Here is a 25,995-nt window from a genome sequence, read left to right as displayed (position 1 = left end):
CGCCCGGTTTCGGTGGTGCGGAAGGGGCGCGGCCGGTCTCCCGGCCGCGCCCCCCGCGTCCTCAGAGTGCGTCCGGGCCGCGCTCCCCGGTCCGGACCCGTACGGCGGTCTCGACGGGGATGCTCCAGACCTTGCCGTCACCGATCTTGCCGGTGCGGGCCGCCTTGACGACGACGTCGATCAGCTGGTCCGCGTCGCCGTCCTCGACGAGCACCTCGATGCGGATCTTGGGCACGAGGTCGACGGTGTACTCGGCACCGCGGTAGACCTCGGTGTGGCCGCGCTGGCGGCCGTAGCCGCTGGCCTCGGTGACCGTCAGGCCCTGGACGCCGAAGGCCTGCAGGGCCTCCTTGATCTCGTCCAGCCGGTGCGGCTTCACGACCGCGGTGATGAGCTTCACGCGTCCACCTTCTTCGACGGGGCGTCGGTCACCTGGGTGCCGCTGCCGCTGCTGCTGTCCAGGGAGGAGAGGGCGGCCCTGACCGCGCCGGCCACGCCCGCGAAGTCGTAGCCGGTCTCCGCGTGCTCGGCCTGGTCGATGCCGGCGACCTCGGTCTCCTCGCTGACGGTGAATCCGATCACCAGGTCGATCAGCTTGGCAAGGATCGCCGAGGCGACCAGCGAGTATGCCAGGACCACGCCGACGCCCAGGAACTGCTTCCACAGCTGGTCGAAGCCGCCGCCGTAGAAGACGCCCTTGGCGGTCTGGCCGACCCCGCCGGTGGCGAAGAAGCCGATGAGCAGGGAGCCGACGATGCCGCCGACCATGTGCACGCCGACCACGTCGAGGGAGTCGTCGAAGCCGAACCTGAACTTCAGGCCGACCGCGGCGGCGCAGGCCACACCGGCGATGGCGCCGACCGCGATGGCCCCGAGCGGACTGACCGAGCCGCAGGCCGGGGTGATGGCGACCAGGCCGGCGACCGCTCCGGAGGCGGCACCCAGGGTGGTGAAGGAGCCGTGCCTGATCCTCTCGTAGGCGAGCCAGCCGAGCATCGCGGAGGCGGTGGCGACCTGGGTGTTGGTGAAGGCCACGGCCGCGACGCCGTCGGAGGCGAGCCAGGAGCCGGCGTTGAAGCCGAACCAGCCGAACCACAGCAGACCGGCGCCGAGCATGACCAGCGGCAGGTTGTGCGGCCGGAACGGGTCCTTCTTGAAGCCCACGCGCTTGCGGATGACGAGGATCACGCCGAGCGCCGCGGCACCGGCGTTGATGTGCACCGCCGTACCGCCCGCGAAGTCGATCACGCCGCGCGTGAAGAGGAAGCCGTCCGAGGCCCAGACCATGTGGGCGACCGGGAAGTACACGACGGTCGCCCACAGGGCCACGAAGAGCGACCAGGCGGTGAACTTCACCCGGTCGGCCAGGGCGCCGCTGATCAGGGCAGGCGTGATGATCGCGAACATCAGCTGGAAGACGGCGAAGACGTAGACCGGGATCGTGTAGCCGTCCCACAGCTGGTTGATCCCGATGTTGCGCATGCCGGCCCACTCGAAGCCGCCGAAGAAGGCGTTGCCGGAGTCGAACGCGACGCTGAAGCCGTAGAGCGTCCACAGCACCGTGACGATGCCGATGGCGATGAAGCTCATCATCAGCATGTTCAGGACGCTCTTGACCCGGACCATGCCGCCGTAGAAGAAGGCCAGGCCGGGGGTCATCACGAGCACCAGTGCCGCGCTCAGCAGCATGAACGCCGTGCTACCGCTGTCGAGCGTGGGCGTGTCTGCGGCAAGCGTCAGAAAGCCTGCTGCCATCGGCGTCTCCTCGTCATCCGAACGGCCCGTGCGGGAAGCGGGCTCGGTGGGCCGGTTTTCGCCATGAGGTTGTCCCAGCCGGGTTTCCGTCGGCGCCATCGGGTGTTTCGTCACCGTGACGAAGAAGTCGTCCGTGTTACGTCGCGATGAACCGCCGCCCCAGCGGGCGCCGCCATGACGACGCCGTCATGACGCCGCGACCCCTCTGGCGGGCCGACGAGCTGTATACGTGCCGCGCGGGCCGGGGTGGACAAACCTCGCCACGCCGTCGAGGGGGCGCGGGAGGACGCACAGGAGGACGAAGCGCCGGTGGACGAGGACCGGCCGCGGCGGGCCACCCGGTTGACCTGGCATGGGGGAGCCGAGTCGGGCTGTCGGGATGGCCGGCCGCGGCCGGGGTGCGGGGCGGACCGCCGGTTCAGGCGGTCTCGGCGACCTCGGGGAGGTCGGCGGCGAGGCGCTCGCTGAGCTGGGCGACCTCGGCGACCTTGCCGAAGTCGCGCAGGGCGGTGTCGGCGGTCTTGCGGATACGGGTGTTCACCCGCTCGGAGCGCACGTGCTTGGCGACGTCGATCGCCTGGACGGTGAGCCCGGCGGCCTCCTCCGGGCTGCGCTGGAGCAGGTGCACGGTGGCCATGCCGATCAGGTTGAGGGCGTAGGCGCGCTGGTGGACGCTGTCCTTCGCGAAGAGGTCGACGGCCCGCTGCATCACCGGGTGGGCCAGCGAGGCGTACGTGGGGCTGCGGCCGGCCACGTACGCCAGGTCGCGGTAGGAGTGGGCGTTCTCGGCGTTGAGTTCGGCCTCGTTGAAGAAGCTGATCCAGTCCGGGTCCTCGGTGGGCCGGGAGTCGGTGTAGGAGTCCTCGGCCATCCGCACGGCGCGGTGGCACTTGCTGACCTGGCCCATGTTGGCGTAGGCGCGGGCCTCCATCGCGTACAGCATCGCCTGGGTGGTGGCGCTCGCGGTGTCCCTGCTGCCGTACTGCGCCAGGTGGATGAGTTCCAGTGCGTCGTCCGGCCGGTCCAGGTGGATCATCTGGCGGCTCATGCTGGACAGGACGAACGCGCCCAGCGGGCGGTCGTCTGCCTCCTTGGCCGCGTGCAGGGCCAGGACCAGGTACTTCTGCGCCGTCGGGTGCAGTCCGACGTCGTACGACATCCAGCCGGCGAGCGCCGCGAGCTCGGCGGTGACGCGGTAGAGGCGCTTGGCGACGGACTGCGGATGGGACTCCTGCAGCAGGTCGGTGACCTCGTGCAGCTGGCCCACCACGGCCTTGCGGCGCAGGCCGCCGCCGCACTGGTTGTCCCACTGCCGGAACATCACCGTGGTGGCCTCCAGCAGCTCCAGCTCGGGCTCGGAGAGCCGGACCCTGCCGCCGGATTCGCGCGGCGGGGGCACGTCGGCGCCGGACGCGGGGGTGGGCACCAGCCAGCGCTGCATCGGCTCGACCAGGGAGGGGCCTGCGGCCAGCGCCAGGGAGGTCCCGAGGAAGCCGCGGCGGCCGAGCATGAGGTCGCTGCGGGAGAACTCGTTGATCAGCTGGACCGTCTGCGGCCCCGCCCACGGCAGGTCCACTCCGGTCGAGGCGGGCGGCTGGTGGGCGGGGCGCAGCCCCAGGTCCTCCACCGGGACGACGGTGCCGAACCGTTCGGAGAACAGCTCGGACAGGATGCGCGGGATGGGTTCGCGCGGTTGCTCGCCGTCCAGCCAGCGGCGCACCCGTGAGGTGTCCGTGCTGACGTGCAGGGCACCCATCTGGCGCGCTCTGCGGTTCACCTGTCGGGCGAGTTCGCCCTTGGACCAGCCACTGCGCACAAACCAAGAGGTCAGCTGCGCGTTGGGCTGCTTGTCCTGTGTGCCGCCCACCGTGACGCCCCCATTCCGTCGCCCAACACCTTCGGGGATGAGGGCCGTTGCCTGCCTGGGCCCCCAGTGCCTCAGTGTCCTACGAGTCTTGCCTCCGGCATACCCGCCGGCCCGCACACTTCCGGGGCTTGCAAACCGAAAGTAATCCTACGATCACCCATCCGGCGATGCCTTCAGCGAAAACGCCACCATTCGCCACCCCTTCGAATGAACTACATGTGCACGCGGAGCGATTCACTTGACACATGCCGATCAGGCACGGGCGTAACCATCGGCAACTGCGACCCGTTGGGGGTGTCATGGGCTTCACGATCGGCAGCATGCGGGAGATGCGCCACATCCGCTCCGGCGCGCGCCGCCGGACGCACGCCTCGGCGTGCACCACCGTGGCGGAGTACACCGGGTTGTGCGGATGGGCGGTGGCGCCGGGTGCGCGCGCCACACGCGGGGGCGGGCAGTGCTCCTGCGGTGACCCGGGGTGCGAGGCACCGGGCGCCCACGCACTGGACTTCGCCGGCGAGGTGCCGGCCGGGGCGACCCTCGAGGAGGCCGTGGCGGCCTGGGAGCACGTCCCGGGCGCGGCGCTGATGCTTCCCGTGGGGCGCACCTTCGACGTGATCGACGTGGCGGAACGATCCGGCGTGCGCGCTCTGGTGCGCCTGGAGCGGATGGGCCTGCGGCTCGGCCCGGTCGTCGCCACCCCGGACGGCCGGGCGCAGTTCTTCGTCGCGCCGGGGGCCGCCGCCGAACTCCCCCACCTGCTGTACCGCATGGGCTGGGACGACGCCGACCTCGACCTGCGCTGCCTCGGGCCGGGCGAGCACGTGACCGCCCCGCCCTCCGACCTCGGCGGCCTGGGCCCGGTCCGCTGGCTGCGGCCGCCGGCGCTGGACGCCGACCGCCAGCCCCCGGAGGCCCGGCTGCTGCTGGGCACGCTGGCGTACGTCTGCCACCGGGACCGCGCGTACGCATGAGCGACGGCGAGGGGCGCACTCCCGGGAGTGCGCCCCTCGTCCGCTGGTCGACCGCTGCCGCCGGCTAGGAGCCGATCAGCGCGTCCACGAAGGCCTCGGGCTCGAACGGGGCGAGGTCGTCCGCCCCCTCCCCCAGGCCGATCAGCTTGACCGGCACGCCCAGCTCGCGCTGGACGGCGACGACGATGCCGCCCTTGGCGGTGCCGTCGAGCTTGGTGAGCACGATGCCGGTGATGTCGACGACCTCGGCGAAGACCCGGGCCTGCACGAGGCCGTTCTGACCCGTCGTGGCGTCCAGGACCAGCAGGACCTCGTTGACCGGGCCGTGCTTCTCCACGACGCGCTTGACCTTGCCGAGCTCGTCCATCAGGCCGGTCTTGGTGTGCAGCCGGCCCGCGGTGTCGATGAGGACCACGTCCGCGCCCTCGGCGATGCCCTCCTTGACCGCGTCGAAGGCGACCGACGCCGGGTCGCCGCCCTCCGGCCCGCGCACGGTGCGCGCGCCCACCCGCTCGCCCCAGGTCTGCAGCTGGTCCGCGGCCGCGGCACGGAAGGTGTCGGCGGCGCCCAGCACGACGCTGCGGCCGTCGGCCACCAGGACGCGCGCGAGCTTGCCGGTGGTGGTGGTCTTGCCGGTGCCGTTGACGCCGACGACCATCAGCACGGCGGGCTGCTCGGCACCGTCCGCGTTCGGCAGCCCGTCCGTGTGGAGGGTGCGGTCCAGGTCCGTGCCGACCAGGGTCAGCAGTTCCTCGCGCAGCAGCTGCCGCAGGTCGGCGGGGGTGCGGGTGCCGAGCACCTTCACCCGGGTGCGCAGCCGCTCCACCAGCTCCTGGGTGGGGGCGACACCGACGTCCGCGGTGAGCAGGGTGTCCTCGACCTCCTCCCAGGTGTCCTCGTCGAGGTGCTCGCGCGAGAGCAACGTGAGCAGGCCCTTGCCCAGCGCGTTCTGCGAGCGCGAGAGCCGGGAGCGCAGCCGTACCAGACGGCCGGCGGTGGGCTCGGGCTGCTCGATCTCGGGGGCGGCCGGGCGCTCCTCCACGATGACGCCGCCTGCGGAGGCGTCCTCGGACTCGGGGAGCTCGACCTCTTCGATGGTCCGGCGGGGCTCGTCCCGCGGGGCCTCCGCCTCGTCGCCGACCTGCGGTTCGGCGGGAGGCGCGGTGATCGTCGGCTGCTCGGTGGGCGGCGCGGGGGGCAGCTGCTTCCTGCGGCGGCTGCCCACCACCAGCCCGCCGGCCGCCAGGATCACGACCAGGGCGATGACTACGGCAAGAATGACGGTTTCCATAACCCGTCCAGTATCGGTCACGCGGCCCGCCCTCCCGGGAGCCACCCGGCGGGCGTCCGCGACTCTGTTCATCTGACGGTTCGTCAGCTAACGTCGGCGCATGCCCGCCACTGTCGTACGTTTCAACCTCGTCGACCCCGCGGCCTCGCCCGGGGCGCTGAGCCACCGCTACCGGGCCGCCCTGGAGATGGCCGCGTACGCCGACGAGCACGGCGTCGCCACCCTCCAGACCGAGGAGCACCACGGCTCCCCCGACGGCTGGCTGCCCTCGCCCCTGACCTTCGCGGGGGCCGTCCTCGGCGCGACGCGCCGGATCGCGGTCACCGTCTCCGCGCTGATCGGGCCGCTGTACGACCCCCTGCGGCTGGCGGAGGACCTGGCGGTGCTCGACCACGTCGGCGGCGGGCGGCTGGTCACCGTCGCCGGCATCGGCTACCGCCCCGAGGAGTACGCGGCCCTCGGGGTCGACTGGCACCGGCGCGGCGCCCTCCAGGACGAACTGCTGGACACGCTCCTGAAGGCGTGGACCGGTGAGCCCTTCGTCTTCCGCGGCCGGACGGTCCGGGTCACGCCCCGCCCGCACAGCTCGCCGCACCCGCTGCTGATCGTCGGCGGAAGTTCGCGCGCCGCGGCGCGCCGGGCGGCCCGTTTCGGTCTGCCGTTCTTCCCCAGCGCCCACCTGCCGGAGCTGGAGGCGTACTACCGGGAGCAGCTCGCCGAGCACGGCACGGAGGGCTGGTGCCTGATGCCCCCGCCGCAGGTGCCGCTGCTCCACCTGTCCGAGGACCCCGACCGCACCTGGGCCGAGCACGGCGGCAGGCTGTTCCACGAGGCCGCCACCTACGCGTCCTGGCAGTCCGCCGGCATCCACTCGGCGGTGCGCTCGACGGCCGCCTCCCCGGAGGAACTGCGCCGCGAGGGCGTCTACCGCGTGGTCACCCCCGACGAGTGCGTCGCCTTCGCGGAGGCGAGCACCGACCCGGCCGCCGCGCTCGTGCTGCACCCGCTGTGCGGGGGGATGCCGGTCGAGGAGGGCTGGCGGAGCCTGCGGCTGTTCGCGGAACAGGTGCTGCCCCGGCTCAAGGACTGATCCGGCTCGGCGATCCGCCCGGCCCAGATCGGGAAGCGGGGCGACTCGGGGATGGCGAACGACAGCAGGCCGTACAGGACGGCGTGCACGATCATCACGCCGAGCACGACCCGCCACGCCTCGACCCCCAGCAGCTCACCGCGGTGGTCGCCGTCGGCGGCGTGGAGCAGCCCCCGGTTGACGAGCTGGGAGACGGCGGTGCCGATCACGATCGCGGCCGCGGTACGCGGCAGCCGCGACCTCGGCGATGCAGGCGGGGTCGATCACCGCCCGATCAGCGCGATGGCGACGACCTGTCTTTCGTTCACCACGTGAAGTCGGCGGTCGATCAGGCCTTGAGGCGCTGGCTGATCACCTTCGACACGCCGTCGCCCTGCATGGACACGCCGTACAGCGCGTCGGCGACCTCCATCGTCCGCTTCTGGTGGGTGATGACGATCAGCTGCGAGCTCTCCTGCAGCTCCCGCATGATGCGGATCAGCCGCTGCAGGTTGGTGTCGTCCAGCGCGGCCTCGACCTCGTCCATCACGTAGAACGGGCTCGGCCGGGCCTTGAAGATCGACACCAGCAGCGCCACGGCGGTCAGCGAGCGTTCGCCGCCCGACAGCAGCGACAGCCGCTTGACCTTCTTGCCCGGCGGACGGGCCTCCACCTCCACACCGGTGGTGAGCATGTTCTCCGGGTCGGTGAGGATCAGCCGGCCCTCACCGCCGGGGAAGAGCCGGGAGAAGACGCCCTCGAACTCCCGCGCGGTGTCGTGGTAGGCCGAGGTGAAGACCTGCTCGACCCGCTCGTCGACCTCCTTGACCACCTGCAGCAGGTCGGCCCGGGTCTTCCTGAGGTCCTCCAGTTGCTCCGAGAGGAACTTGTGGCGCTCCTCCAGCGCCGCGAACTCCTCCAGCGCCAGCGGGTTGACCTTGCCCAGCTGCTGGTACGCCTTCTCCGCCGCCTTCAGCCGCTTCTCCTGCTCGCCCCGGTGGTAGGGGCGCGGCGTGTTGCGGGGGTGCTCCGGGTCCTCCGGCAGCACCTCGCCCTCGGCGGGCGGCGACGGCGGCACGAGCTGTTCGGGCCCGTACTCCGCGACCAGCCCCGCGGGCTCGACGCCGTACTCCTCCAGCGCCTTGCCCTCCAGCTGCTCGATCCGCATGCGCTTCTCGGCGCCCAGCACCTCGCCCTTGTGGACGGAGTCGGTCAGCCGGTCCAGTTCGGACTTCAGCTCACGGCCCCGGCGGCGGGCGGTGTCCAGCTCGGCCTCGCGCTCGGCCTTGGCGCGCTCGGCCGCGCCCCGCTCCTCGTCCGCGCGCCCCAGCGAGACCTGGACGTACGCCAGCAGGCCCTGAGCCCCCTTCAGCACCGCGGAGGAGACCTGCGCCTCGTACTCCAGGCGCGCCTTGCGGCGGGCGGCCCGGGCCCTGGACTCGCGTTCGGCGCGGGCCGCGCGGTCCAGGCCGTCCGCGCGTCCGGCCAGGCCCTTGACCCGCTCCTCGTGGGTACGGACCTGGAGCCGGGCCTCCATCTCCGTCTGGCGGGCGTTGGCGCCGTCGGCGGCCAGCCGGTCCCGCACGGACGTGTCCGGCTCCTCGTCGGCGGGGGCGGCCTCCGCCTCGCTCAGCCGGAAGGAGAGCTCCTCGAACTCCTCCACGGCGGCCGCCAGCGACTCCTCCGCGCGGCCCACGGCGGCGGCAGAACGTTCCGCCTCCCCCGCCGCGGCGCGGGCCTGGCCGCCCAGCCGGCCCAGTTGCTGGGCCACGGCCGACTTCTCCTTCTCCGCGGCCCGGCGACGCTGCGTCAGATCGTCGACCACCCGGCCGGCCGCCCCCCGGCGTTCCTTGGCCGCGGCCTGCTCCTCCGCGAGCGTCTCGCAGCGCCCGGCCAGCGCTTCCAGCTCGGCGGCGGCCTCGTCGACGGCGGCCTGGACCTCCAGCAGGCTGGGGGCGCCGGCCGAGCCGCCGTGCGCGAAGTGGGCGCCGAGGACGTCGCCTTCCGCGGTCACCGCGATCAGCCGCGGGTGGGCGGCGACCAGTGACTCGGCCTCGGCGAGGCTCTCCACGACGACGTGGTCCCGCAGCAGACGTCGCACGGCCGGGAGCAGTTCGTCGGGGCCGCTGACGAGTGCGGCCGCGGCCCGCGCGCCCGCGGGCACCTCGGTGGCCTGCTCCTGCGGGCCGCTCTCGCCGGCGACCAGCAGCGCGGCGCGGCCCGCGTCGTCCTTGCGCAGCAGCCGCAGCGCCTCGGCGGCGGCGGACGGGCCGGAGAAGGCCACGGCGTCGGCGGCGGCGCCCAGCGCGGCGGCCACCGGCACCTCGTGGCCCGGGGCGACGGTGAGCAGTTCGGCGGCGGGGCCGAGCAGCCCGGCCAGCCGGTCGCCCGCGGCGAGCAGGGCGCCGGTGCCGTCCTTGCGGCGCAGGCCGAGGGCGAGGGCGTCGTGGCGGGCGGCGAGCGCGGCCCGTCGGCGTTCGGCGGCGGTCGCGGCCTCGCGGGCGGCGGAGTGCGCCTCGTCGGCGCGGGCCTGCTCGTCCTTGGCGGCTTCCAGGCGCTCGTCGAGCTCGGAGTCGTCGGCGTCCAGGTCCTCGACCCGGGCGCGCAGTTCCTCGTACTCCTCCTGGGCGGACTCGGCGCGCTCGCGCGCCTCGTCGCGGGCCGCGGCCAGCCGGCCGATCTCGGCCTCGGCGGACCCGGCCTTGGAGCGGGCGGCGTTGACCTGGCCCTGCAGCCGGGCCAGGCCCTCACGGCGGTCGGCGATGGCCCGGGCCGCGGCCTTGAGCGCCTTGTCCTCCTCGGCGAGGCGGCGTTCCAGCTCGGCGCGGTGGTCGACGGTGTCGTCCAGGGCGCGCTGCGCGGCCTCCAGGGCGTCGGTGAGTTCCGCCTCCTGCTCGCGGATGCGGGCGGCCTCGCGCTCCATGTCCTCCGGGTCGCGGCCGCGCCGCTCCTCGGTCGGCTGCGCGGTGGCATGACGTACGCGCTGCTCTGCCAGGCCAATGGTGCCGCGGACCCGCTCGGCCAGCTGCGACAGTCCGTACCAGGTGGCCCGGGCGTCGGCGAGCCGCGGGGCGAGCGCCCTGACCTGCTCCTCCAGCCGCGCCTCCAGTTGCACGGCGGCCGCCAGGTCCGTCTCGACGGCGTCGCGGCGCTCCTTGAGCGCGGCCTCGTCGGCGACCTCGGAGCGCAGCGCGTCCCGCAGGGTGACCAGGTCGTCGGCGAGCAGCCGCAGCCGGGCGTCACGCAGGTCGGCCTGGATGACCACCGCCCGGCGGGCCACCTGTGCCTGCCGTCCCAGCGGCTTGAGCTGACGGCGCAGCTCCCCCGTCAGGTCCTGGACGCGGGCCAGGTTCGCCTGCATGGCGTCCAGCTTGCGCAGCGCCTTTTCCTTGCGCTTGCGGTGCTTGAGGACGCCGGCCGCCTCCTCGATGAAGGCGCGGCGGCCCATCGGATCGGCGTGCAGCACCGAATCCAGTTGTCCCTGACCGACGATGACGTGCATTTCGCGGCCGATACCGGAGTCGGAGAGCAGTTCCTGGATGTCCAGCAAACGGCAGGTGTCACCGTTGAGCTGGTATTCGCTGCCACCGTTGCGGAACATGATCCGCGTGATGGTGACCTCGGCGTATTCGATCGGGAGGGCACCGTCGCTGTTGTCGATCGTGAGCGACACCTCGGCGCGGCCGAGCGGCGGCCGCCCCGTCGTGCCGGCGAAGATCACGTCCTCCATCTTTCCGCCGCGCAGCGACTTGGCGCCCTGTTCGCCCATGACCCAGGACAGCGCGTCCACGACGTTGGACTTGCCGGAACCGTTCGGGCCGACGACACAGGTGATTCCGGGTTCGAACCGCAGTGTCGTCGCCGAGGCGAATGACTTGAACCCGCGCAGGGTCAGGCTCTTGAGGTGCACGCCGTTGGACTCTACCTCCCGCTCCCGGTTTCACCGAGGAATGCGGGGGGCACATGCAAGGCAAGGGCGGAGATCATGGGAGGGCAACGGGGCGGAAAACGACGAAGGGACGCCGGGGCGTCCCTTGCACATTCCCAAACGGAGTCGTTTCCACTTGACCGGCCGAAAGGCCGAGTCAGGCGAGAACCGGCTCCGCGTGAGGTACGTCGACGAGCTCGTGCGAGGCGGCGGCCAGCGCATCGTTCTCGGCCTGGATCCGTACGAGCTCGGTTTCCAGGTCCTGGACACGCTGCTGCAGCCTTCGCATCTCGGCGAGGAGTCGAGGGTCGGGGCCGCCGACGTAACCGAGAAGCGCCTTTGCCATGATGGATGGTCCTCCACGCTGAGTGACCGACCGGGGAGCGGTGTGGGTCGTTTGTGAGGGGTTAGAGGCACCCGCGCCGTGTGCGCCGAAGCTGCCCTTTGCCATGCCTACAGCTGCGGTGCGCGGGGCTTCCAGCGTCTCACCAAATGGTTGGACGGTCAACACGATCACAGCCCGGTCGTCGGGTGCGCCTAAGAAAGCACGGCGCGAGAACGGCGCCGCGGGCGTCCCGCGTGGCGTGGAGGACGGGGCCGTCAACCGCTCCCCGAAGATCACCGCGTCCTCGTTGTCGGCAGCCTCGCACGTGGTGCGCGAAATGGCAACCTCCTTACCGCTCTTGCCACGTGAGAATGCCGGAGGTCTGTCGCCCGGCCCCTCACCTGCGAGGACGGGGCGGTGCGCCGGGCGGTGCCTCAGCGGATCGCGAAGCCCTCGTAGCCACCGCGCGGCTCGCCCCAGATCTCGGTCACGCCGTCGACGCGGCCGGGCGTGTCGCCGGTCCGCAGCCAGTCGAGCAGTCGGTCGCAGTGGGACCGGTCGCCTTCGGCCACGATCTGCACACGTCCGTCCGAGAGATTGCTCACATAGCCGTCGAGCCCACCGATCTCCAGCGCGTTCGCCCGCGTCCACCAGCGGAAACCCACTTGGTGTACTCGGCCTCGCACCCAGGCCGTGAGTCGGACAGCGTCGTTCATGGAAGCACGCTAACCCGCCAGTTGCACAGGGTTCACACCGGCCCCGCCTGTCTTTCGGTACAGTCGCGCCGCAACAGGACTCACCCGTTCGGGTGAACACCGTCGACATAAAGGACTGCACCGGATGGGCCGCCACAGCCGTACAGCCTCCGAGCCGGCGCCGTTCTCGGAGGCGCCGCGCCACCGCGGGCAGAGCAGCAGGGCCCGGCGGCGCAAGCAGAACCCGGTGCGCACCGGGCTGCTGGCCTCCTCCGCCGCGCTGGCCGTCGGTGCGATCGGCGTCTCCAGCGGACTGCTTCCCTCGCCAGACGGTTCCGGCGGGTTCGCGTACCATGACGACGCTCCCGGCCAGGTCCAGGCCGCCGGGCTGCCGAACACCGCGAGCCCCCAGGACGTCGGCGCCGTGCCCGCCGACCGCGACACCTCGGCCCCCGCGAGCCGCGGGGACGCCCGTACGACCGCGCCCCCGGCGGCGCCGTCGGCGCCCGTGACCGCCACGACGCCGACCCCCTCCGCACCCAGCTCCGCCCCGGTCGAGGTCCCCACCACGCCCGCCGCGCCCCAGCCCTCCGCGTCCTCCGCGCCGGCCACCATCCCGTCCCCGCCCGCGGCCACCACCGTGCCGGGCGGCGACGAGGAGGTGGAGGACGGCGACCAGAGCGTCGCCGAGGTCTCCGTCCTGGCCCTGGTGAACACCGTCCGGGCCACCGCCGGCTGCCAGCCGCTGCACGCCGACAAGAAGCTCTCCGAGCTCGCCTCCGACTTCAGCGCCGACATGGCCGCCCGGGGCTTCTTCGACCACACCGACCCCGACGGCGACGACCCCTGGGACCGCGCGGCCCAGGCGGGCGTCAAGGACCTCGGCGGCGAGAACATAGCCCGCGGCCAGGCCACGGCCGAGGAGGTCATGGACGCCTGGATGAACAGCGACGGCCACCGCGCGAACATCCTCAACTGCGACTTCAAGAAGATCGGCGTCGGCGCGGTGTTCGGCGAGGGCGGCCCCTGGTGGACGCAGGACTTCGGCTACTGAGGCAGAGGTAGTCGCAGGTCAGGTAGCTCGCGGCGGGCCGTCGTCGATCACAGGTTTCCTTCCGGGACCGAGATCGACGGCGGCCTTCGTGCGTGCGTCGCCCATACCGTTCTCGCGCCCAAGCGAAAGCTCCGGCCGCCATCGCGGTCAGCGTCAGTCCGGCTCAGTTCGGGTCCGGAGCCTCGGCTTTTCAAACCGTCGGGATCTCAGACCACGGGGATATCGCTGCCGCGACGGTTTTCAAGATCGCCTATTCATCCGCCGCCGAGGCCTGGCGCTCATATCCGAGAATGTCGTGGACCCAACGATCGAAGTACTCGGCTTCGGCCTGTCGGTCACCTTCGATGGTCAGCCACTCACGGGCCGCCGTGATCATGTGCGCCTCAGCCTGATCCGTTTCCGTCGGCCGGAGCTCGACCCAATCCGTCAGCGCGCCCCACATGAGATGCAGCGAAAAACACGCTTCGTCTCCGTCAGCCCCAGGCCACTCACCCATGGCGCGACCCCATATCTCCAACGCCAGTTCGTACGGTGAAGCGACGCCGTCCAGCATGGCCGTCGCTTGTGCTCTGACCGCTATGCGGAACGCCTCGGAGTCCTCCATGCCAAGAGACTAAGCGAGGCGATCACTGGTCTTGCACGGCCGGAAATCCCAGGGCGATACCGCTCCATCTCGGCCCGGGCCGCGCTCCGGGCCGTCCGAGCGGGCTTCCGGATCACTTCCTCGGCTGCTGAGGTGGTCACCCGGCGCCGGCGGGCCGTTGAACGGCGGCGGCTTCGGCCGCGTAGTGGTGGGTGTGGTCGGGAGGGACGTGGTGCCGCGGGACGCGGCCGTGGGGTGGGGGTGCGGCCGTGCGTTGCCGGCGCTACGGGGCGGTGAGTGCCGCCTCGATCGAGGTGCCGTGGCGCTCGAGCCAGGCCTCGCGGCGTTTGATCTGGTCGCCGACCCCCTCGTGCCACATGCGGGCCCAGCCGCCGCCCTCGGTCTCGGCCATCAGCTTCATGGAGAACCACGCGCGGCGCGCCCGCAGCACGGCGACCTCCAGCAGGCGGCCGCGGTCGGTGCCGGACATCCCGTACGCGTCGGCGAGGAGGCGGCAGCGGCGGGGGACGTCGACGCCGCGCAGGTGGGGGTCGGCGTCGGCGGGGTCGCCGATCGGGGCCCAGTAGAGCATCGCGTTGTGGATCTCCTCGACCCTGGGGACGGGCTTGGCCAGGTCGAAGTCGATGAGCACGGCGGCCCGCCCGTCGCGGAAGACGATGTTGTCGGGCGTGAAGTCCATGTGGCCGATCACCTCGGCGGGGTGGTCGGGCGCGGGTGGCATGTCCGGGTGCGGGGCGGGACCGGACGGGGCTCCGACGCCCTCCGGCGGGGTGAAGCCGGCGGCCGCGTCGTCGTAGGCGCGGACCAGGCGGCCGACCGAGACGAGGCGGTCCTCGTCGGCGATCCAGGCGGGCCGCGGACGTCCGGCGACCTCGCCCGTGACGTAGGTCAGCACCTCGCGGCCGGCGGCGTCGATGCCGAGCAGACGCGGGGCGCCGGGGAATCCGGCGTCCTCCAGGTGGCGGAGCAGGGCGTGCACCAGGGGGCTGTGGGCGCCGGTCGGGCGGCGGACGGTGTCGCCGACGCGGACGACGCCCTCGGTCACGTCACCGCCGAGCAGCGGGATCTCCGCCTGCGGCTCGGCGGTCTCGGCGTACGTGGCGGCGGGGCCGGGCGGAGGAGCCGGGGACGCCGGGGAGGGCGGGCCGTCGGGAAGCATCCGCCCATTGTGCGCCGTACGGCCCGGGGCGCGCCGGGGTTCACGGCAGGGGTTCAGGGCGGGTCCCCGCCGAGGCGCAGCGCGACCCATGGGGTGTGCCGCGGGCGGGTACGCTCCCGCCCATGGAGACGTCCGCGCGTACCTGTGACGCCCCCGGCGGCAGCAGTGGTGCCGGGCCGGAGGCCCTGGAGTTCGACGTGTTCGCCCGCTCCTGCCCGTCGCGGCCCACGCTGGAGCACGTGACCGGCCGGTGGGGTTCGCTGGCGCTGGGTGCGCTGGCCGGCGGGGCGCTGCGGTTCAACGAGCTGCGCCGCCGTGTCGACGGAGTCAGCGAGAAGATGCTGTCGCAGACCCTGCACGCGCTCGAAAGGGACGGCCTCGTACGCCGCGAGCCCCGGCCCACCAACCCGCCGCGCGTCGACTACAGCCTGACGCCGCTGGGCCGGGACACGGCCGAGCGGCTGCTCGCGCTGATCGAGCTCGTGGAGTCGCGGATGCCCGAGGTGCTGACGGCGCAGCGGAGCTACGACGAGCGGACGACGAGCGCGGTGGCGCCGGCCGCGGTGCGCGGCGGTCGCTGACAGCGGGGGCAGAAGTAGCTCGACCGGTTCATCCAGGGGCGGCGGCGGATCGGGGTGCCGCAGCGGCGGCAGGGCTCGTCCTCGCGGCCGTAGGCGTCGAGGGAGCGGTCGAAGTAGCCGGACTCCCCGTTGACGTTGACGTACAGGCTGTCGAAGCTCGTGCCGCCGGCGGCGAGGGCGTCGGTCATGACCTCGCGGATGTGGGTGAGCAGTTCGGTGGTGACCGGCCGGGTCAGGGTCGCGGTCGGCCGCTCGTAGTGCAGCTTGGTGCGCCACAGCGCCTCGTCGGCGTAGATGTTGCCGACCCCGCTGATCAGCGACTGGTCCAGCAGCGCCCGCTTGATCGTGGTGCGGCGGCGGCGCAACGCGGTGTGGAAGGCCGCGTCGTCGAAGCGGGGGTCGAGCGGGTCCCGGGCGATGTGCGACAGGGGCACCGGCAGCCGCTCGGGGTCGCCGGGTACGCACTCGTGCAGCGACAGGCCGCCGAAGGTGCGCTGGTCGACGAAGCGCAGCTCCGTGCCGAGGTCGTCCTCGAAGCCGATCCGGATCCGCAGGTGGGTCTCCGCGGGCGCGTCCTCGGGCTGGACGAGCAGCTGGCCGCTCATGCCGAGGTGGCCGAGGAGTGCCAGCGGGGAGTCCGCCAGCGGCAGCCACAGGTACTTGCCGCGGCGCAGGGCGGGACCGAAGGTCTGCGCCTCCAGCCGGGCGGCGAAGTCCGCGCCACCCGCGAGGTGGCGGCGCACGGCACGGGCGTGCAGCACCTCGGCCCGGGCGACCGTACGGCCGCTCACCCAGCGGTCCAGGCCCCGGCGTACGACTTCGACCTCGGGCAGCTCCGGCACGCGGTGCGCTCCTCTCGGACGGCGGTTCCCCGCCCGGGGAACCGCAAGGCCCGTCCGGGCGGCCTCGGGGGCCGGCCGGACGGGCCTGACGGGTTCAGCTCGCGACAGTGCCGTTCGCGTCGCGCTTGGCGCGGATGTCGCGCCAGGCGGACTCGGCGGCCTGCTGCTCCGCTTCCTTCTTGCTGCGGCCGGTGCCGGTGCCGTACTCGACACCACCGACGCGGGCGGCAGCCGTGAAGGTCTTCTCGTGGTCGGGTCCGGTCTCGGAGACCACGTACTCCGGGACACCGAGTCCCTCGCCCGCGGTGAGTTCCTGGAGGCTGGTCTTCCAGTCCAGTCCCGCACCGAGGTTGGAGGACCTCTCGATCAGCGGATCGAAGAGCCGGTGCACCAGCTCCGACGCGGCGTCCAGGCCCTGGTCCAGGTAGACCGCGCCGATCACCGCCTCGAGGGTGTCCGCGAGGATGGACGCCTTGTCCCGGCCGCCCGTGCCCTCCTCGCCCCGGCCGAGGCGGATGAAGCTGCCCAGGTCGAGGCCACGGCCGACGTCGGCCAGGGCACGGGAGTTCACCACCGCGGCCCGGAGCTTGGCGAGCGTGCCCTCCGGGAGGTCCGGGTGCGTGCGGTAGAGCGTGTCCGTGACCACCAGGCCGAGCACGGAGTCCCCGAGGAACTCCAGGCGCTCGTTGGTGGGCAGACCACCGTTCTCGTACGCGTACGAGCGGTGGGTCAGCGCACGCACCAGAAGGGCGGGTTCGAGTGTGTACCCGAGCCGCCCTTCCAGAACCGCGGGGGACGAGGCTGCCCTACCGGCGTCCGTCGACGTTGCGCCGTCTGACGACATGGAGCCCCTCACCCGCCGATCAGACCTCGAGGACCTGACGACGGTTGTAGGTGCCGCAGCTCGGGCACGCGATGTGCTGCTGCTTCGGCTCGTGGCAGCGCTCGCACGCCACCAGGCTCACGGGCGCAGCCTTCCACTGCGAACGGCGGTGGCGCGTGTTGCTGCGCGACATCTTCCGCTTGGGAACAGCCACGGCTACTTCTCCTGGTTCTCGTCGGCGCCGTCCTCGGCACCGCTCAGCTGGATTTCCTGCAGGGCCGCCCAACGGATGTCGGTGACCTCGTGGTGGTGGTCCGGGTCGTCCGCCAGCCGCGCGCCGCAGTCGGAGCACAGGCCGGGACAGTCGTCCTGGCACACCGGCTGCAGCGGCAGTTCGAGAACCACCGCGTCCCGCAGCACGGGCTCGAGGTCGAGCAGGTCGCCCTCGAGGAACAGAGTGTCCTCCTCCTCGGCGTCGTCACCGGCGTCGGCGGCACCGTGGTGCCCACCGGTCCGGGTGTCGGCGTCGGGGTAGGAGTACATCTCCTGGAAGTCCGTCTCGAGCTCGCGCTCGACCGGTTCCAGACACCTTACGCACTCCCCCGAGAGCGGTGCGCGGGCGGTGCCCGTGACGAGCACCCCCTCCATCACCGACTCCAGGCGGAGGTCCAGCGTGATCTCCGTGCCCTCGCGGACACCGATGACCTCGATGCCCATGTCCTTGGGGGCCGGCACCGAGCGGGAGACCTTCTTCATCGCCCCAGGACGACGACCCAGCTCGTGCGTGTCGAACACGAGCGGGTTGCGGTGGTCGAGGCGGGTGTTCAGGGCTCCTGCTTTCTTCGGTCCGGTGGTGCGGGCCCGTCGGGACGACGGCGGGCACGCCAAAGCGCCGGGGATCACACGGCTGAGGGATCAGGATACCGGTCCCCCGGGCTCAGCCCAAACCGCGCTCCTGCTCCAGCTCCCGCAGGCGGTTCAGGTCGATCATGCTGGTGTCGAAGAAGCTCGTCTCGTCCAGCGCCGCGCCCTGGCCCTGCTGGTGCTGCTGCGGGACGTAGTGCTGCTGCTGCTCGTAGCCGGTCTGCTGCGGCTGCTGCGGTTGCTGCCAGCCGTAGTTCGGGTCGTAGTACGCCTGCTGCGGCTGCGCGGCGTACGGGTCGGCGTACTGGCCCTGCTGCTGGTACGGGTCCGGCTGCTGGACCTGCTGCTGTTGCTGGTACGGGTCGTGCTGCTGGTAGCCGTAGTCGGGCTGCTGCACGGCGTTCGGGTCGTACTGGTAGTCGCCGGGCGCCACGGGGGCGGCGAGGCCCGCGAGGTACTCGGCGTCGGACTGGCCGGGGACCTGGCCCTCGGCGTCCGTGTCGTGGGCGAGGTGGTCGCCCAGCTCGTCGATGGGGCGGTGGCCGGTGAGCTTCAGGCGGCCGCGGCCGACGGCCTCCAGGGTCTTGCTGAGGACCGCCTCGAAGGCGCCCAGCTTGGCGTCCACGTACTCGTCGGCGCGGCGGCGGAGCGTCTCGGGGTCGCCGCTGCGCTCCGGCGCGTCGTCGTCCTCGTACGGGTAGCCGTTCTCGTCGAGGGCCGGGCCGTGGCCCAGCAGCTTCTCGCGGCCGCGGTCCACCGAGCCGATGGTCTTGGTCAGCACGACCTCGAAGTTGGCGAGCTTGCTGTCGACGTAGTCGTCGGCCTCGGCGCGGATCTCGGTGGCCTCGCGCTGCGCCTCCGTGACGATGCGCTCGGCCTCCTGCTGGGAGCGGCGGGCGATCTCGGTGTCGGAGATCAGCGAACCGCGTTCCGCGTGCGCGGCCCCGATGATCCGGCCGGCCTCGGCCCGGGCCTCCTCGACCATCTGCTCCCGCCCGCCCAGCAGCTGCTGGGCCTGGGAGAGCGAATCGGGCAGCGCCGACCGCACGTCTTCGAGCATGGCGAGCAGGTCGGCACGGTTGACCACGCAGGAGGCCGACATCGGCATGGACCGGGCGGCCTCCACGGCGGCCACGATCTCGTCGAGCTTCTTCTGGACGTCCACGTCCCAGACTCTACTGCTGCCCGAGCTTCTTCTTGAGGGCCTCCAGCACGACGGGCGGCAGCAAGTGCGCGACGTCGCCGCCCCATTGCGCCACCTCCTTGACGAGGCTGGAGGACAGGAAGCTGTAGGTGGGGTTGGTGGGGACGAACAGGGTCTCCACGCCGGACAGCCCGTTGTTCATCTGGGCCATCTGCAGCTCGTAGTCGAAGTCGCTGACCGCGCGCAGGCCCTTCACGATGGCTGGGATGTCGCGCTGCTTGCAGAAGTCCACCAGGAGGCCGTGGAAGGCCTCCACACGCACGTTGCCGTACTCGGCGGTGACCTCCTCGATGAGGGCGATGCGCTCCTCGATCGGGAAGAGGCCCTGCTTCGACTTGTTGATCATCACGGCCACGTAGACCTCGTCGTACAGGCGCGAGGCTCGGGCGATGATGTCGAGGTGTCCATTGGTGACGGGGTCGAAGGACCCGGGGCAGACTGCGCGGCGCAACGGTGACTCCTCGCTCTGAGGGTTCTGCGGGTGGTTCATGACGCGTCAGTAACGTCGGCGGCGCGACCGTACCAAAGCGTCCCTTCGCCGTACCGGCGGGCCCTGATCCCTTCGTACCCCTCGGGCCAGCGGAATTCCCCGCCGCGGGTGCTCCTCTCCACGGTGGCGACGGCGTCGGCGTCCAGCCAGCCCCGGGTGCGGAGTGTGAGCAGGATCTCGCGGAGCTCGTCGTCGGTGACGGCGTACGGCGGGTCCAGGAACACCAGGTCGTACGGTTGCGCCGGGGGTTCTCCCGCGATCACCTTCTCGGCCTTGCCGGCCCGCACCTCGGCCCCGGGCAGCCCGAGGTGGCGGACGTTCTCCCGGATGACCCGGGCGGCGCGGGGGTCGGCCTCGACCAGCAGTACGTGCGCGGCGCCGCGCGAGAGCGCCTCCAGGCCGACGGCGCCCGATCCTCCGTACAGGTCGGCGACCCGCGCGCCGTGCAGGGCGCCGCGCAGCGACTCCCAGGTGGAGAACAGCCCCTCCTTCGCCCGGTCGGAGGTGGGTCGGGTTCCGTTGCCGGGCGGAACGGCCAGGCGGCGGCCACCGGCGGCTCCGGCGATCACGCGGGTCATCTGCGGCTCACTCGTCTCGTGGGCGGGCGGAACGGCGCCTGCGCGGCGCCGCTCCCCCACGATACGTAGGTCAGTCCCGGCCCTGCTCGTCCCCGGCCTCCGGCAGGGGGGAGCCCGCCACCGTCCCGACGAGCGCGGGCGAGGCGTAACGCGACCAGGACAGGCAGCCGTCGGGCGGGCAGTACTCGGGGCGGCGCGGGTCGTGACCGAGCTCACGCAGCTTCGTCCGGACGGAGTCGGGCGTGCGGCCGAAGCGGGCGGCCACGCGGGCGATGGACTCGCCGTCGTGGAACCGGCGGACCAGCTCCTCCTCGTGCTGCGGCACCCAGGGTGCGCCGTGCCCCGGGAACAGCTCGCGCAGCACGTCGCGGTCGGGTATGGGCTCGGACACGTCGGCCACGAGCGCGAGGGCGCGCAGCGCGCGGTTGAGGGCGATGCGCAGGGACGGGACGTCGGTCAGCGGCAGCGTGAGGGTGCCGGAGGCGAGGAGGGTGTCCGGGTCGTCCTCGGACCAGCCGGCCAGGGTCAGGGTGACGGTGGTGTCGTCGTCGCTGGAGAGCTCGATCCGGAAGACCTTCTCACCGAGCGGCAGTTCGTTCAGATGACGGAACGACATGAAATCAGCCCCCAAAGGTCCAACTACGCCGATTCCCGGGCGGATCGGCGCGGACTGTGTCCATTCTCCCAGGGGGCACTGACAATGACGGTCCGTCAGCCCTTGTCGAGGTACTGCTCGCGGTCGGCGTCGACCAGGCTCTCCAGCGCGCTGCGCAGATCCGGCTGACCGGCCAGTTCGGGGTCCGCGGCGACCAGCGAGGTGGCCTCCTCGCGGGCCGCCGCGATCACGTCCTCGTCGTCGATCACCGTCAGCATGCGCAGCGACGACCGCGTCCCGGACTGGGCCTGGCCCAGCACGTCGCCCTCACGCCGCTGTTCCAGGTCGATGCGCGACAGCTCGAAGCCGTCCAGCGTCCCGGCCACGGCGTCCAGCCGGGCGCGGGCCGAGGTCGCCTCCGGCATCTCGGACACCAGCAGGCACAGACCCGCCGCCGAACCACGGCCGACCCGGCCGCGCAACTGGTGCAGCTGCGAGACGCCGAAGCGGTCCGCGTCCATGATCACCATGGCGGTGGCGTTGGGCACGTTGACGCCGACCTCGATCACCGTGGTCGCCACCAGCACGTCGACCTCGCCGGCGGCGAAGCGGCGCATCACGTCGTCCTTCGCCTCCGGCTGCATCCTCCCGTGCAGGACCTCCACCCGGAGCCCCGCCAGCGGCCCCTTGGCCAGTTGCTCGGCGGTCTGCAGCACCGCCAGCGGCGGCCGCCGCTCCGCCTCGTCCTCCGCGGTCTTCTTCTTCGACGCGTCCGCCTCGTCGTCCGAGTCGCCGATCCGCGGGCACACCACGTACGCCTGGTGGCCGTTCTCGACCTCCTCGCGCACCCGCTCCCAGGCGCGCGACAGGAAGTGCGGCTTGTCCTTCGCCGGCACGACGTGCGTGGCGATCGGCGAACGGCCGGCCGGCAGCTGGTCCAGCACGGAGGTCTCCAGGTCGCCGAAGACGGTCATCGCGACGGTGCGCGGGATCGGCGTCGCCGTCATCACCAGCAGGTGCGGCGGCTGCTTGGCCTTGCCGCGCAGCGCGTCGCGCTGCTCGACGCCGAAACGGTGCTGCTCGTCGACCACGACCAGGCCCAGGTCGTGGAACTGCACCTTGTCCTCGATCAGCGCGTGCGTGCCCACGACGATCCCGGCCTCGCCGGTCACCAGGTCCAGCAGCGCCCGGCGGCGGGCGGCGGCCCCCATGGAACCCGTCAGCAGCACGACCTTGGTGCCCAGGTCCGAGCCGCCGAGCATGCCGCCCTCGGCGAGGTCGCCCATCATCTCCGAGATCGAGCGGTGGTGCTGCTGCGCCAGCACCTCGGTCGGCGCCAGCATCGCGGCCTGGCCGCCCGCGTCGACCACGCCGAGCATGGCGCGCAGCGCCACCATCGTCTTGCCCGAACCCACCTCGCCCTGGAGCAGCCGGTGCATCGGGTGGTCCGTCGCGAGGTCCGCGAAGATCTCCGCCGACACCGTCTCCTGGCCCTCGGTGAGCGTGAACGGCAGCCGGGCGTCGAACGCCTTCAGCAGCCCGTCCTCCGCGGGGACCCGCGGTACGCCCGGCAGCGCGTCGTCCGCCGCCCTGCGCCGCGCGAGGGCCACCTGCAGTACGAACGCCTCGTCCCACTTCAGGCGCTCCTTGGCGACCATGATGTCGGCCTTGGACCGCGGGCGGTGGATCTTCTCCAGCGCCTCAGGCAGCGGCGCGAGCCCCCGCGTCTCCCGCAGCGCGGCGGGCAGCGGCTCGCCCGTGCCGGCCCACTGCGTGGCCCCCAGGGAGGTGAGCACGGTGTCCACGGTCTTCGCGATCGTCCACGAGTTGACCTGCTTGACCGCCGGGTAGATCGGGATCAGCCGGTTCGCGAAGGCGTCCACGGCCTCCTCGCTGTCCTCGGCGTCCAGCAACTGGTACTCGGGGTGCGCCAGCTGCAGGGCCCGGTTGAACACGGACACCTTGCCGGCGAACATGCCGCGGCGGCCGGGCAGCAGATCGTGCTCCGGCTTGAACACCCCCCGGCCGAAGAAGACCAGCGTCAGCGAACCGCTACCGTCGGTGACGACCACCTCCAGGCGCGCCTTGCCCGCGCCGTACGTCTTCTTCGTCGCCTTGGCGACGCGGGCGACGACGGTGACGTGCTCGTCGAGCGGGAGGTCGGACAGGCGGGTCAGCTCGCCGCGCTCGGCGTAGCGGCGGGGGTAGTGGTGCAGCAGGTCCCCGACCGTGCGCAGGTCGAGGTGGTCGGCGAACACCTTTGCGGTGCGGCCGCCGACGGATCGGGCGAGGGGTTCGTCAAGGGCAGCAGACATCGCGTCCATCTTTGCGCACCCCGCCGACAAAGTGCGGCGCGCGGCGCCGCACGGGCCGCACGGGCCGCCGGTGGGGCGTCGCCGCCGGGTGTCCCGGGCGGACGCCTGGGGCGCGCCGCCCGGGACACCGTGGTCATCCGGTCACTTGACGTCGACGTAGTCGCCCGCGACGGCGACGGGCGCGGCGGTCGGCGAACCGGTGTAGCTGAAGCGGTAGTAGCCGTCCTGGGCGGCCTTGACCGTGGTCCTCAGCGAACCCGTCCTGCTCGACTGGATGCCCTTGACGTTCACGTAGTTGGTCGTGCCCGCCTTGCGGAACTGCAGCACGACCTTCTGGCCGGCGTAGCCGCCGCAGTTGTGCCTCTCCCAGTTCGCGAGGGTCAGGGCGCCGGTGATCGTGATCGTCTTGCCCTTCTTCACCGGCTCCGGGGTGGCGTTGACCGTCAGCTTGGTGGCGCGCAGCACCTTGAAGGTCTTGGCGGGGTCGATCTGGACGTAGTGCCCGTTGTTGAGGCCGTTCGCGTAGGCCCACATCTTCCAGGTGCCGGCCTGCGCGTTCTTGCTCACGCCGAAGTGCCGGTAGTCCGAGGTGCTCTTCAGCACCAGGGTGCAGGTGTAGCTGGTGACGGCGTGCACACCGTAGCTGGGGAGCACCACGCCCCAGTCGTCGTGGTTGACGTCCTTGCCGTGGTAGAGGATCCCGCCCGCGTCGCTGATGCCGTCCGGGTCGGAGGCCGTGAGTTTGACGGTGACGGAGGCCCTGCCCGAGGAGTCGACCACGATGGACTTGCCGCCGTTGACGATCACGTTGGATATCCGCGTGCCGCCCGGTGCGGCCGCGGGAGCCGCCTGGACGGACGGCAGCGCGAGGGCGGACAGGGCCAGGGCGCCGACCGCGACGGCCGCGGCGGAGCGGATGCGCAGTTCATGATTGCCCCCACATCGGTGCGGTCCCGCCGTGTTCCCCCCGGCGGGTGACGTTGCCGTCGTGACCACTGTGGACGCGCTGTCCGGCCGTGCCGAGGAATCCCTCCCGACCGTCGCCCGCCGGTCGAACGGCTTTTGCGGGATGCCGACATGGTCACCGGACGGGCCGCACGGCCGCGCCTGCCGTTCATGTACGGCGGCCCCCGCCCGGCGAGCGGGGCCTACTCCACGCCGATCAGGAGCGGGCACGTCTCCTGGCCGCCGTCGTAGACGACCGTGTCGACCGCGAGGTGGCTGTCGCGGACGTGCGCCTCGAGCCGGTCCGCCAGGTCCGCGGGCGCGTCCGCCCCGATGACGAGGGTGACCATCTCCCCGCCCGCCGCGAGCATGCGGTCCAGGACGTTGATCCCGGTCTCCACGAGGTTCCCGCCGATCACCGCGACGTCCCCGTCGATGAGCCCGAGGACGTCCCCGCCCTGGCAGACGCCGGCCATGGTCCAGGACTGGGCCTCCGCGACGGCGAGCTCGGCGTAGCGCGTGGCGCCGGCCGCGGAGGTCATGGCGACGACGTCCTCGTCGAAGCGCCGGGTGGGCTCGTGGACGGCGATGGCCGCGATGCCCTGGACCGCGGACCGGGTGGGGATGAGGGCCACGCGGACGCCCTCCGCGCGGGCCTGTTCGGCCGCGGCGCCCACCGCGTGCCGCAGTTCGACGTCGTTGGGCAGCAGGACGACCTCGCGGGCGTGGGCCCGGCGGATGGCCTCCGCGATGTCGCCGCTCGCGGGCGGCTCTCCGGGCCGTACCGCGACCACGGTGGCGCCGGCCCGGGCGCAGAGCGAGGCCAGGCCCTCGCCGCGCACCACGGCGACGACCGCACGCACCGCACGCTCGCCCCGTTCGCCCTCCCCGTGGACGCCGCTCGTCCCGTGCACGCCGCTCGTCCCGCGGCGCCCGCGCTCCATCGCCCTCGCCTGGTCCCCGAAGTGCGTGACCTTGATGCGGTACGGCCGGCCGGCCTCGATCCCCGCCTCGATGGCGCCGCCCACGTCGTCGACGTGCACGTGGACGTTCCACAGCCCGTCCCCGCCCACGACCACCAGGGAGTCGCCGAGCCGGTCCAGCCGCGTGCGCAGCGCGGGGACGGCGCGGTCGGGCGCCTCCAGGAGGTAGATGACCTCGAAGCCCGGCCCGCCGGGCACCGCGTGCGGGTCGCCGCCGTCCGCGCCCTCGCCCGCGGCAGCGCAGCCGTACGGCACGACCGGGGACGCGCCCCTGGGCAGCGGCACCCGCAGGGCGTCGTCGAGCGGGCCCATCGGGGCCTGCCCGGAGACCGCGTCAGCGAGGGCGCCCAGGACGGCGACGAGGCCGCGCCCGCCGGCGTCGACGACACCGGCGTCACCGAGGACGGCCAGTTGCCGCGGAGTTGCCGCCAGCGCGAGGCGGGCCGCCTCGTACGCGGCCCGGGACACCTCGTGGACGCCGCCGCTCGCCGCGGAGGCGGCCTCCGCGGCGGCCGTGGCGACGGTCAGCATCGTGCCCTCGACCGGGTGCGCGACCGCCTGGTACGCGGACTCCGCGGCCCGGCGCAGGGCCGGACGCAGGTCGCCGGCGTCCACGGTGAGGACCTCGGCCATGCCGCGCAGCAGTTGGGCCAGGATCGTCCCGGAGTTGCCGCGCGCCCCTATGAGCGCGCCGTGCGCCATGGAGCGCAGGCACGAGGTGAGGTCAGGGGTGCTTCCCGAGGCGGCGTGGCCCTCGAAGACGGCGTCCACGGACTGGGCGGCGGACTCCACGGTCAGGAAGAGGTTCGTGCCGGTGTCCCCGTCGGCGACGGGGTAGACGTTGATCGCGTCGATCTCCTCGCGGGCCCGCCCCAGTGCCTGGAGGGACAGCCGGCACCATGCGCGCACCGCGGGGGGGTCGAGCGTCGGCGGCACGTGTTCCTCCTGCGGGGGCGGCCGGGGACCTGGGGTGGGGAGGTGTCCGCACGCAGCGTACTGAGCGCCGGGGCCCTCCGGGCGACCGCCCCGTACCGCTGACCATGGTAATTTCGAG

General features: G+C 72.6%; 24 protein-coding genes and 1 pseudogene. 4 read left to right on the top strand and 21 right to left on the bottom strand.

Features of this window, described 5'->3' with window-relative positions:
• Positions 1-61: 61 nt before the first annotated feature.
• The 3 genes from ABZ479_RS34280 to nsdA form a co-directional block, all read right to left on the bottom strand.
• Positions 62-400: a P-II family nitrogen regulator gene (locus ABZ479_RS34280; protein WP_391578994.1), complete on the bottom strand. Its 339-nt coding sequence runs from the start codon at positions 398-400 to the stop codon at positions 62-64.
• A complete protein-coding gene (locus ABZ479_RS34275) occupies positions 397-1,755 on the bottom strand; it encodes an ammonium transporter (RefSeq protein ID WP_500465187.1) in 1,359 nt (452 codons plus the stop codon). Before ABZ479_RS34275 ends, ABZ479_RS34280 begins: the two co-directional genes overlap by 4 nt.
• Positions 1,756-2,173: 418 nt before the next feature.
• Positions 2,174-3,622, bottom strand: a complete 1,449-nt coding sequence (gene nsdA / locus ABZ479_RS34270) for a transcriptional repressor NsdA (RefSeq protein WP_500465186.1) — start codon at positions 3,620-3,622, stop codon at positions 2,174-2,176.
• A 299-nt stretch (positions 3,623-3,921) separates the two neighbouring features.
• Here nsdA and ABZ479_RS34265 point away from each other — a divergent pair, with 299 nt between their 5' ends.
• Positions 3,922-4,596, top strand: a complete 675-nt coding sequence (locus ABZ479_RS34265) for a bifunctional DNA primase/polymerase (RefSeq protein WP_500465185.1) — start codon at positions 3,922-3,924, stop codon at positions 4,594-4,596.
• Positions 4,597-4,660: 64 nt separating this feature from the next.
• Here the strand turns inward: ABZ479_RS34265 and ftsY are convergent, their stop codons facing one another.
• Complete coding sequence (gene ftsY / locus ABZ479_RS34260; protein WP_499602192.1) at positions 4,661-5,887, bottom strand: signal recognition particle-docking protein FtsY; 1,227 nt, start codon at positions 5,885-5,887, stop codon at positions 4,661-4,663.
• A 100-nt stretch (positions 5,888-5,987) separates the two neighbouring features.
• Here ftsY and ABZ479_RS34255 point away from each other — a divergent pair, with 100 nt between their 5' ends.
• Positions 5,988-6,977, top strand: a complete 990-nt coding sequence (locus ABZ479_RS34255; protein ID WP_500465184.1) for an LLM class flavin-dependent oxidoreductase — start codon at positions 5,988-5,990, stop codon at positions 6,975-6,977.
• Positions 6,978-6,988: 11 nt separating this feature from the next.
• Here the strand turns inward: ABZ479_RS34255 and ABZ479_RS34250 are convergent.
• The 4 genes and pseudogenes from ABZ479_RS34250 to ABZ479_RS34235 all read right to left on the bottom strand — a co-directional run.
• A pseudogene (locus ABZ479_RS34250) lies at positions 6,989-7,247 on the bottom strand (MFS transporter); the annotation flags it as partial.
• Between the two features lie 58 nt (positions 7,248-7,305).
• Positions 7,306-10,866 (bottom strand): chromosome segregation protein SMC, encoded by a 3,561-nt coding sequence (gene smc / locus ABZ479_RS34245; protein WP_500465183.1) that lies wholly within the window; start codon positions 10,864-10,866, stop codon positions 7,306-7,308.
• A gap of 175 nt (positions 10,867-11,041) precedes the next feature.
• Positions 11,042-11,230, bottom strand: a complete 189-nt coding sequence (locus tag ABZ479_RS34240) for a hypothetical protein (protein ID WP_319131640.1) — start codon at positions 11,228-11,230, stop codon at positions 11,042-11,044.
• 413 nt (positions 11,231-11,643) lie between these two features.
• Positions 11,644-11,925 (bottom strand): acylphosphatase, encoded by a 282-nt coding sequence (locus ABZ479_RS34235; protein WP_026251710.1) that lies wholly within the window; start codon positions 11,923-11,925, stop codon positions 11,644-11,646.
• A 124-nt stretch (positions 11,926-12,049) separates the two neighbouring features.
• On the opposite strand from ABZ479_RS34235, the gene ABZ479_RS34230 reads away from it, so the two are divergent.
• Positions 12,050-12,958 carry a CAP domain-containing protein gene (locus tag ABZ479_RS34230; protein WP_500465182.1) on the top strand — a complete coding sequence of 303 codons (909 nt, stop codon included), beginning with the start codon at positions 12,050-12,052 and terminating at the stop codon, positions 12,956-12,958.
• Positions 12,959-13,208: 250 nt separating this feature from the next.
• Here ABZ479_RS34230 and ABZ479_RS34225 read toward each other — a convergent pair whose 3' ends face one another.
• Both ABZ479_RS34225 and ABZ479_RS34220 read right to left on the bottom strand, forming a co-directional pair.
• Positions 13,209-13,562 carry a hypothetical protein gene (locus ABZ479_RS34225; RefSeq protein ID WP_500465181.1) on the bottom strand — a complete coding sequence of 118 codons (354 nt, stop codon included), beginning with the start codon at positions 13,560-13,562 and terminating at the stop codon, positions 13,209-13,211.
• 262 nt (positions 13,563-13,824) lie between these two features.
• On the bottom strand, positions 13,825-14,721 hold the full coding sequence (locus ABZ479_RS34220) for a phosphotransferase (protein WP_500465180.1): 897 nt from the start codon (positions 14,719-14,721) through the stop codon (positions 13,825-13,827).
• A 122-nt stretch (positions 14,722-14,843) separates the two neighbouring features.
• Here ABZ479_RS34220 and ABZ479_RS34215 point away from each other — a divergent pair, with 122 nt between their 5' ends.
• Positions 14,844-15,302, top strand: coding sequence for a winged helix-turn-helix transcriptional regulator (locus ABZ479_RS34215; RefSeq protein ID WP_500465179.1), 459 nt, complete (start codon positions 14,844-14,846; stop codon positions 15,300-15,302).
• Here the strand turns inward: ABZ479_RS34215 and mutM are convergent.
• From mutM to ABZ479_RS34160, 11 genes are all read right to left on the bottom strand, one after another.
• Positions 15,245-16,144 (bottom strand): bifunctional DNA-formamidopyrimidine glycosylase/DNA-(apurinic or apyrimidinic site) lyase, encoded by a 900-nt coding sequence (gene mutM / locus ABZ479_RS34210; protein WP_500465178.1) that lies wholly within the window; start codon positions 16,142-16,144, stop codon positions 15,245-15,247. The genes ABZ479_RS34215 and mutM overlap by 58 nt on opposite strands.
• A gap of 94 nt (positions 16,145-16,238) precedes the next feature.
• Positions 16,239-16,988, bottom strand: a complete 750-nt coding sequence (gene rnc / locus ABZ479_RS34205) for a ribonuclease III (RefSeq protein WP_500465177.1) — start codon at positions 16,986-16,988, stop codon at positions 16,239-16,241.
• A gap of 19 nt (positions 16,989-17,007) precedes the next feature.
• On the bottom strand, positions 17,008-17,181 hold the full coding sequence (gene rpmF, locus ABZ479_RS34200) for a 50S ribosomal protein L32 (RefSeq protein ID WP_026251550.1): 174 nt from the start codon (positions 17,179-17,181) through the stop codon (positions 17,008-17,010).
• A gap of 2 nt (positions 17,182-17,183) precedes the next feature.
• Complete coding sequence (locus ABZ479_RS34195) at positions 17,184-17,723, bottom strand: YceD family protein (RefSeq protein WP_500465176.1); 540 nt, start codon at positions 17,721-17,723, stop codon at positions 17,184-17,186.
• A gap of 181 nt (positions 17,724-17,904) precedes the next feature.
• Positions 17,905-18,996 (bottom strand): ATP synthase subunit B family protein, encoded by a 1,092-nt coding sequence (locus tag ABZ479_RS34190; protein WP_500465175.1) that lies wholly within the window; start codon positions 18,994-18,996, stop codon positions 17,905-17,907.
• A 10-nt stretch (positions 18,997-19,006) separates the two neighbouring features.
• Positions 19,007-19,486 (bottom strand): pantetheine-phosphate adenylyltransferase, encoded by a 480-nt coding sequence (coaD, locus tag ABZ479_RS34185; RefSeq protein ID WP_499602207.1) that lies wholly within the window; start codon positions 19,484-19,486, stop codon positions 19,007-19,009.
• Between the two features lie 35 nt (positions 19,487-19,521).
• Positions 19,522-20,103: a 16S rRNA (guanine(966)-N(2))-methyltransferase RsmD gene (gene rsmD, locus ABZ479_RS34180; RefSeq protein WP_500465174.1), complete on the bottom strand. Its 582-nt coding sequence runs from the start codon at positions 20,101-20,103 to the stop codon at positions 19,522-19,524.
• Positions 20,104-20,173: 70 nt separating this feature from the next.
• Positions 20,174-20,719, bottom strand: coding sequence for a helix-turn-helix domain-containing protein (locus ABZ479_RS34175; protein ID WP_500465173.1), 546 nt, complete (start codon positions 20,717-20,719; stop codon positions 20,174-20,176).
• A 95-nt stretch (positions 20,720-20,814) separates the two neighbouring features.
• Positions 20,815-23,013, bottom strand: coding sequence for an ATP-dependent DNA helicase RecG (gene recG, locus ABZ479_RS34170; protein WP_500465172.1), 2,199 nt, complete (start codon positions 23,011-23,013; stop codon positions 20,815-20,817).
• A gap of 141 nt (positions 23,014-23,154) precedes the next feature.
• Positions 23,155-24,009 carry a calcium-binding protein gene (locus ABZ479_RS34165; RefSeq protein WP_500465171.1) on the bottom strand — a complete coding sequence of 285 codons (855 nt, stop codon included), beginning with the start codon at positions 24,007-24,009 and terminating at the stop codon, positions 23,155-23,157.
• A 152-nt stretch (positions 24,010-24,161) separates the two neighbouring features.
• Positions 24,162-25,877, bottom strand: coding sequence for a DAK2 domain-containing protein (locus ABZ479_RS34160; RefSeq protein WP_500465170.1), 1,716 nt, complete (start codon positions 25,875-25,877; stop codon positions 24,162-24,164).
• Positions 25,878-25,995: the final 118 nt, after the last annotated feature.

It is taken from the genome of Streptomyces sp. NPDC005722 (assembly GCF_040630935.1).
Classification (GTDB): Bacteria; Actinomycetota; Actinomycetes; order Streptomycetales; family Streptomycetaceae; genus Actinacidiphila.
Note: the sequence above shows the minus strand (reverse complement) of the source record. Positions and strands in the feature narration are given on the sequence as shown.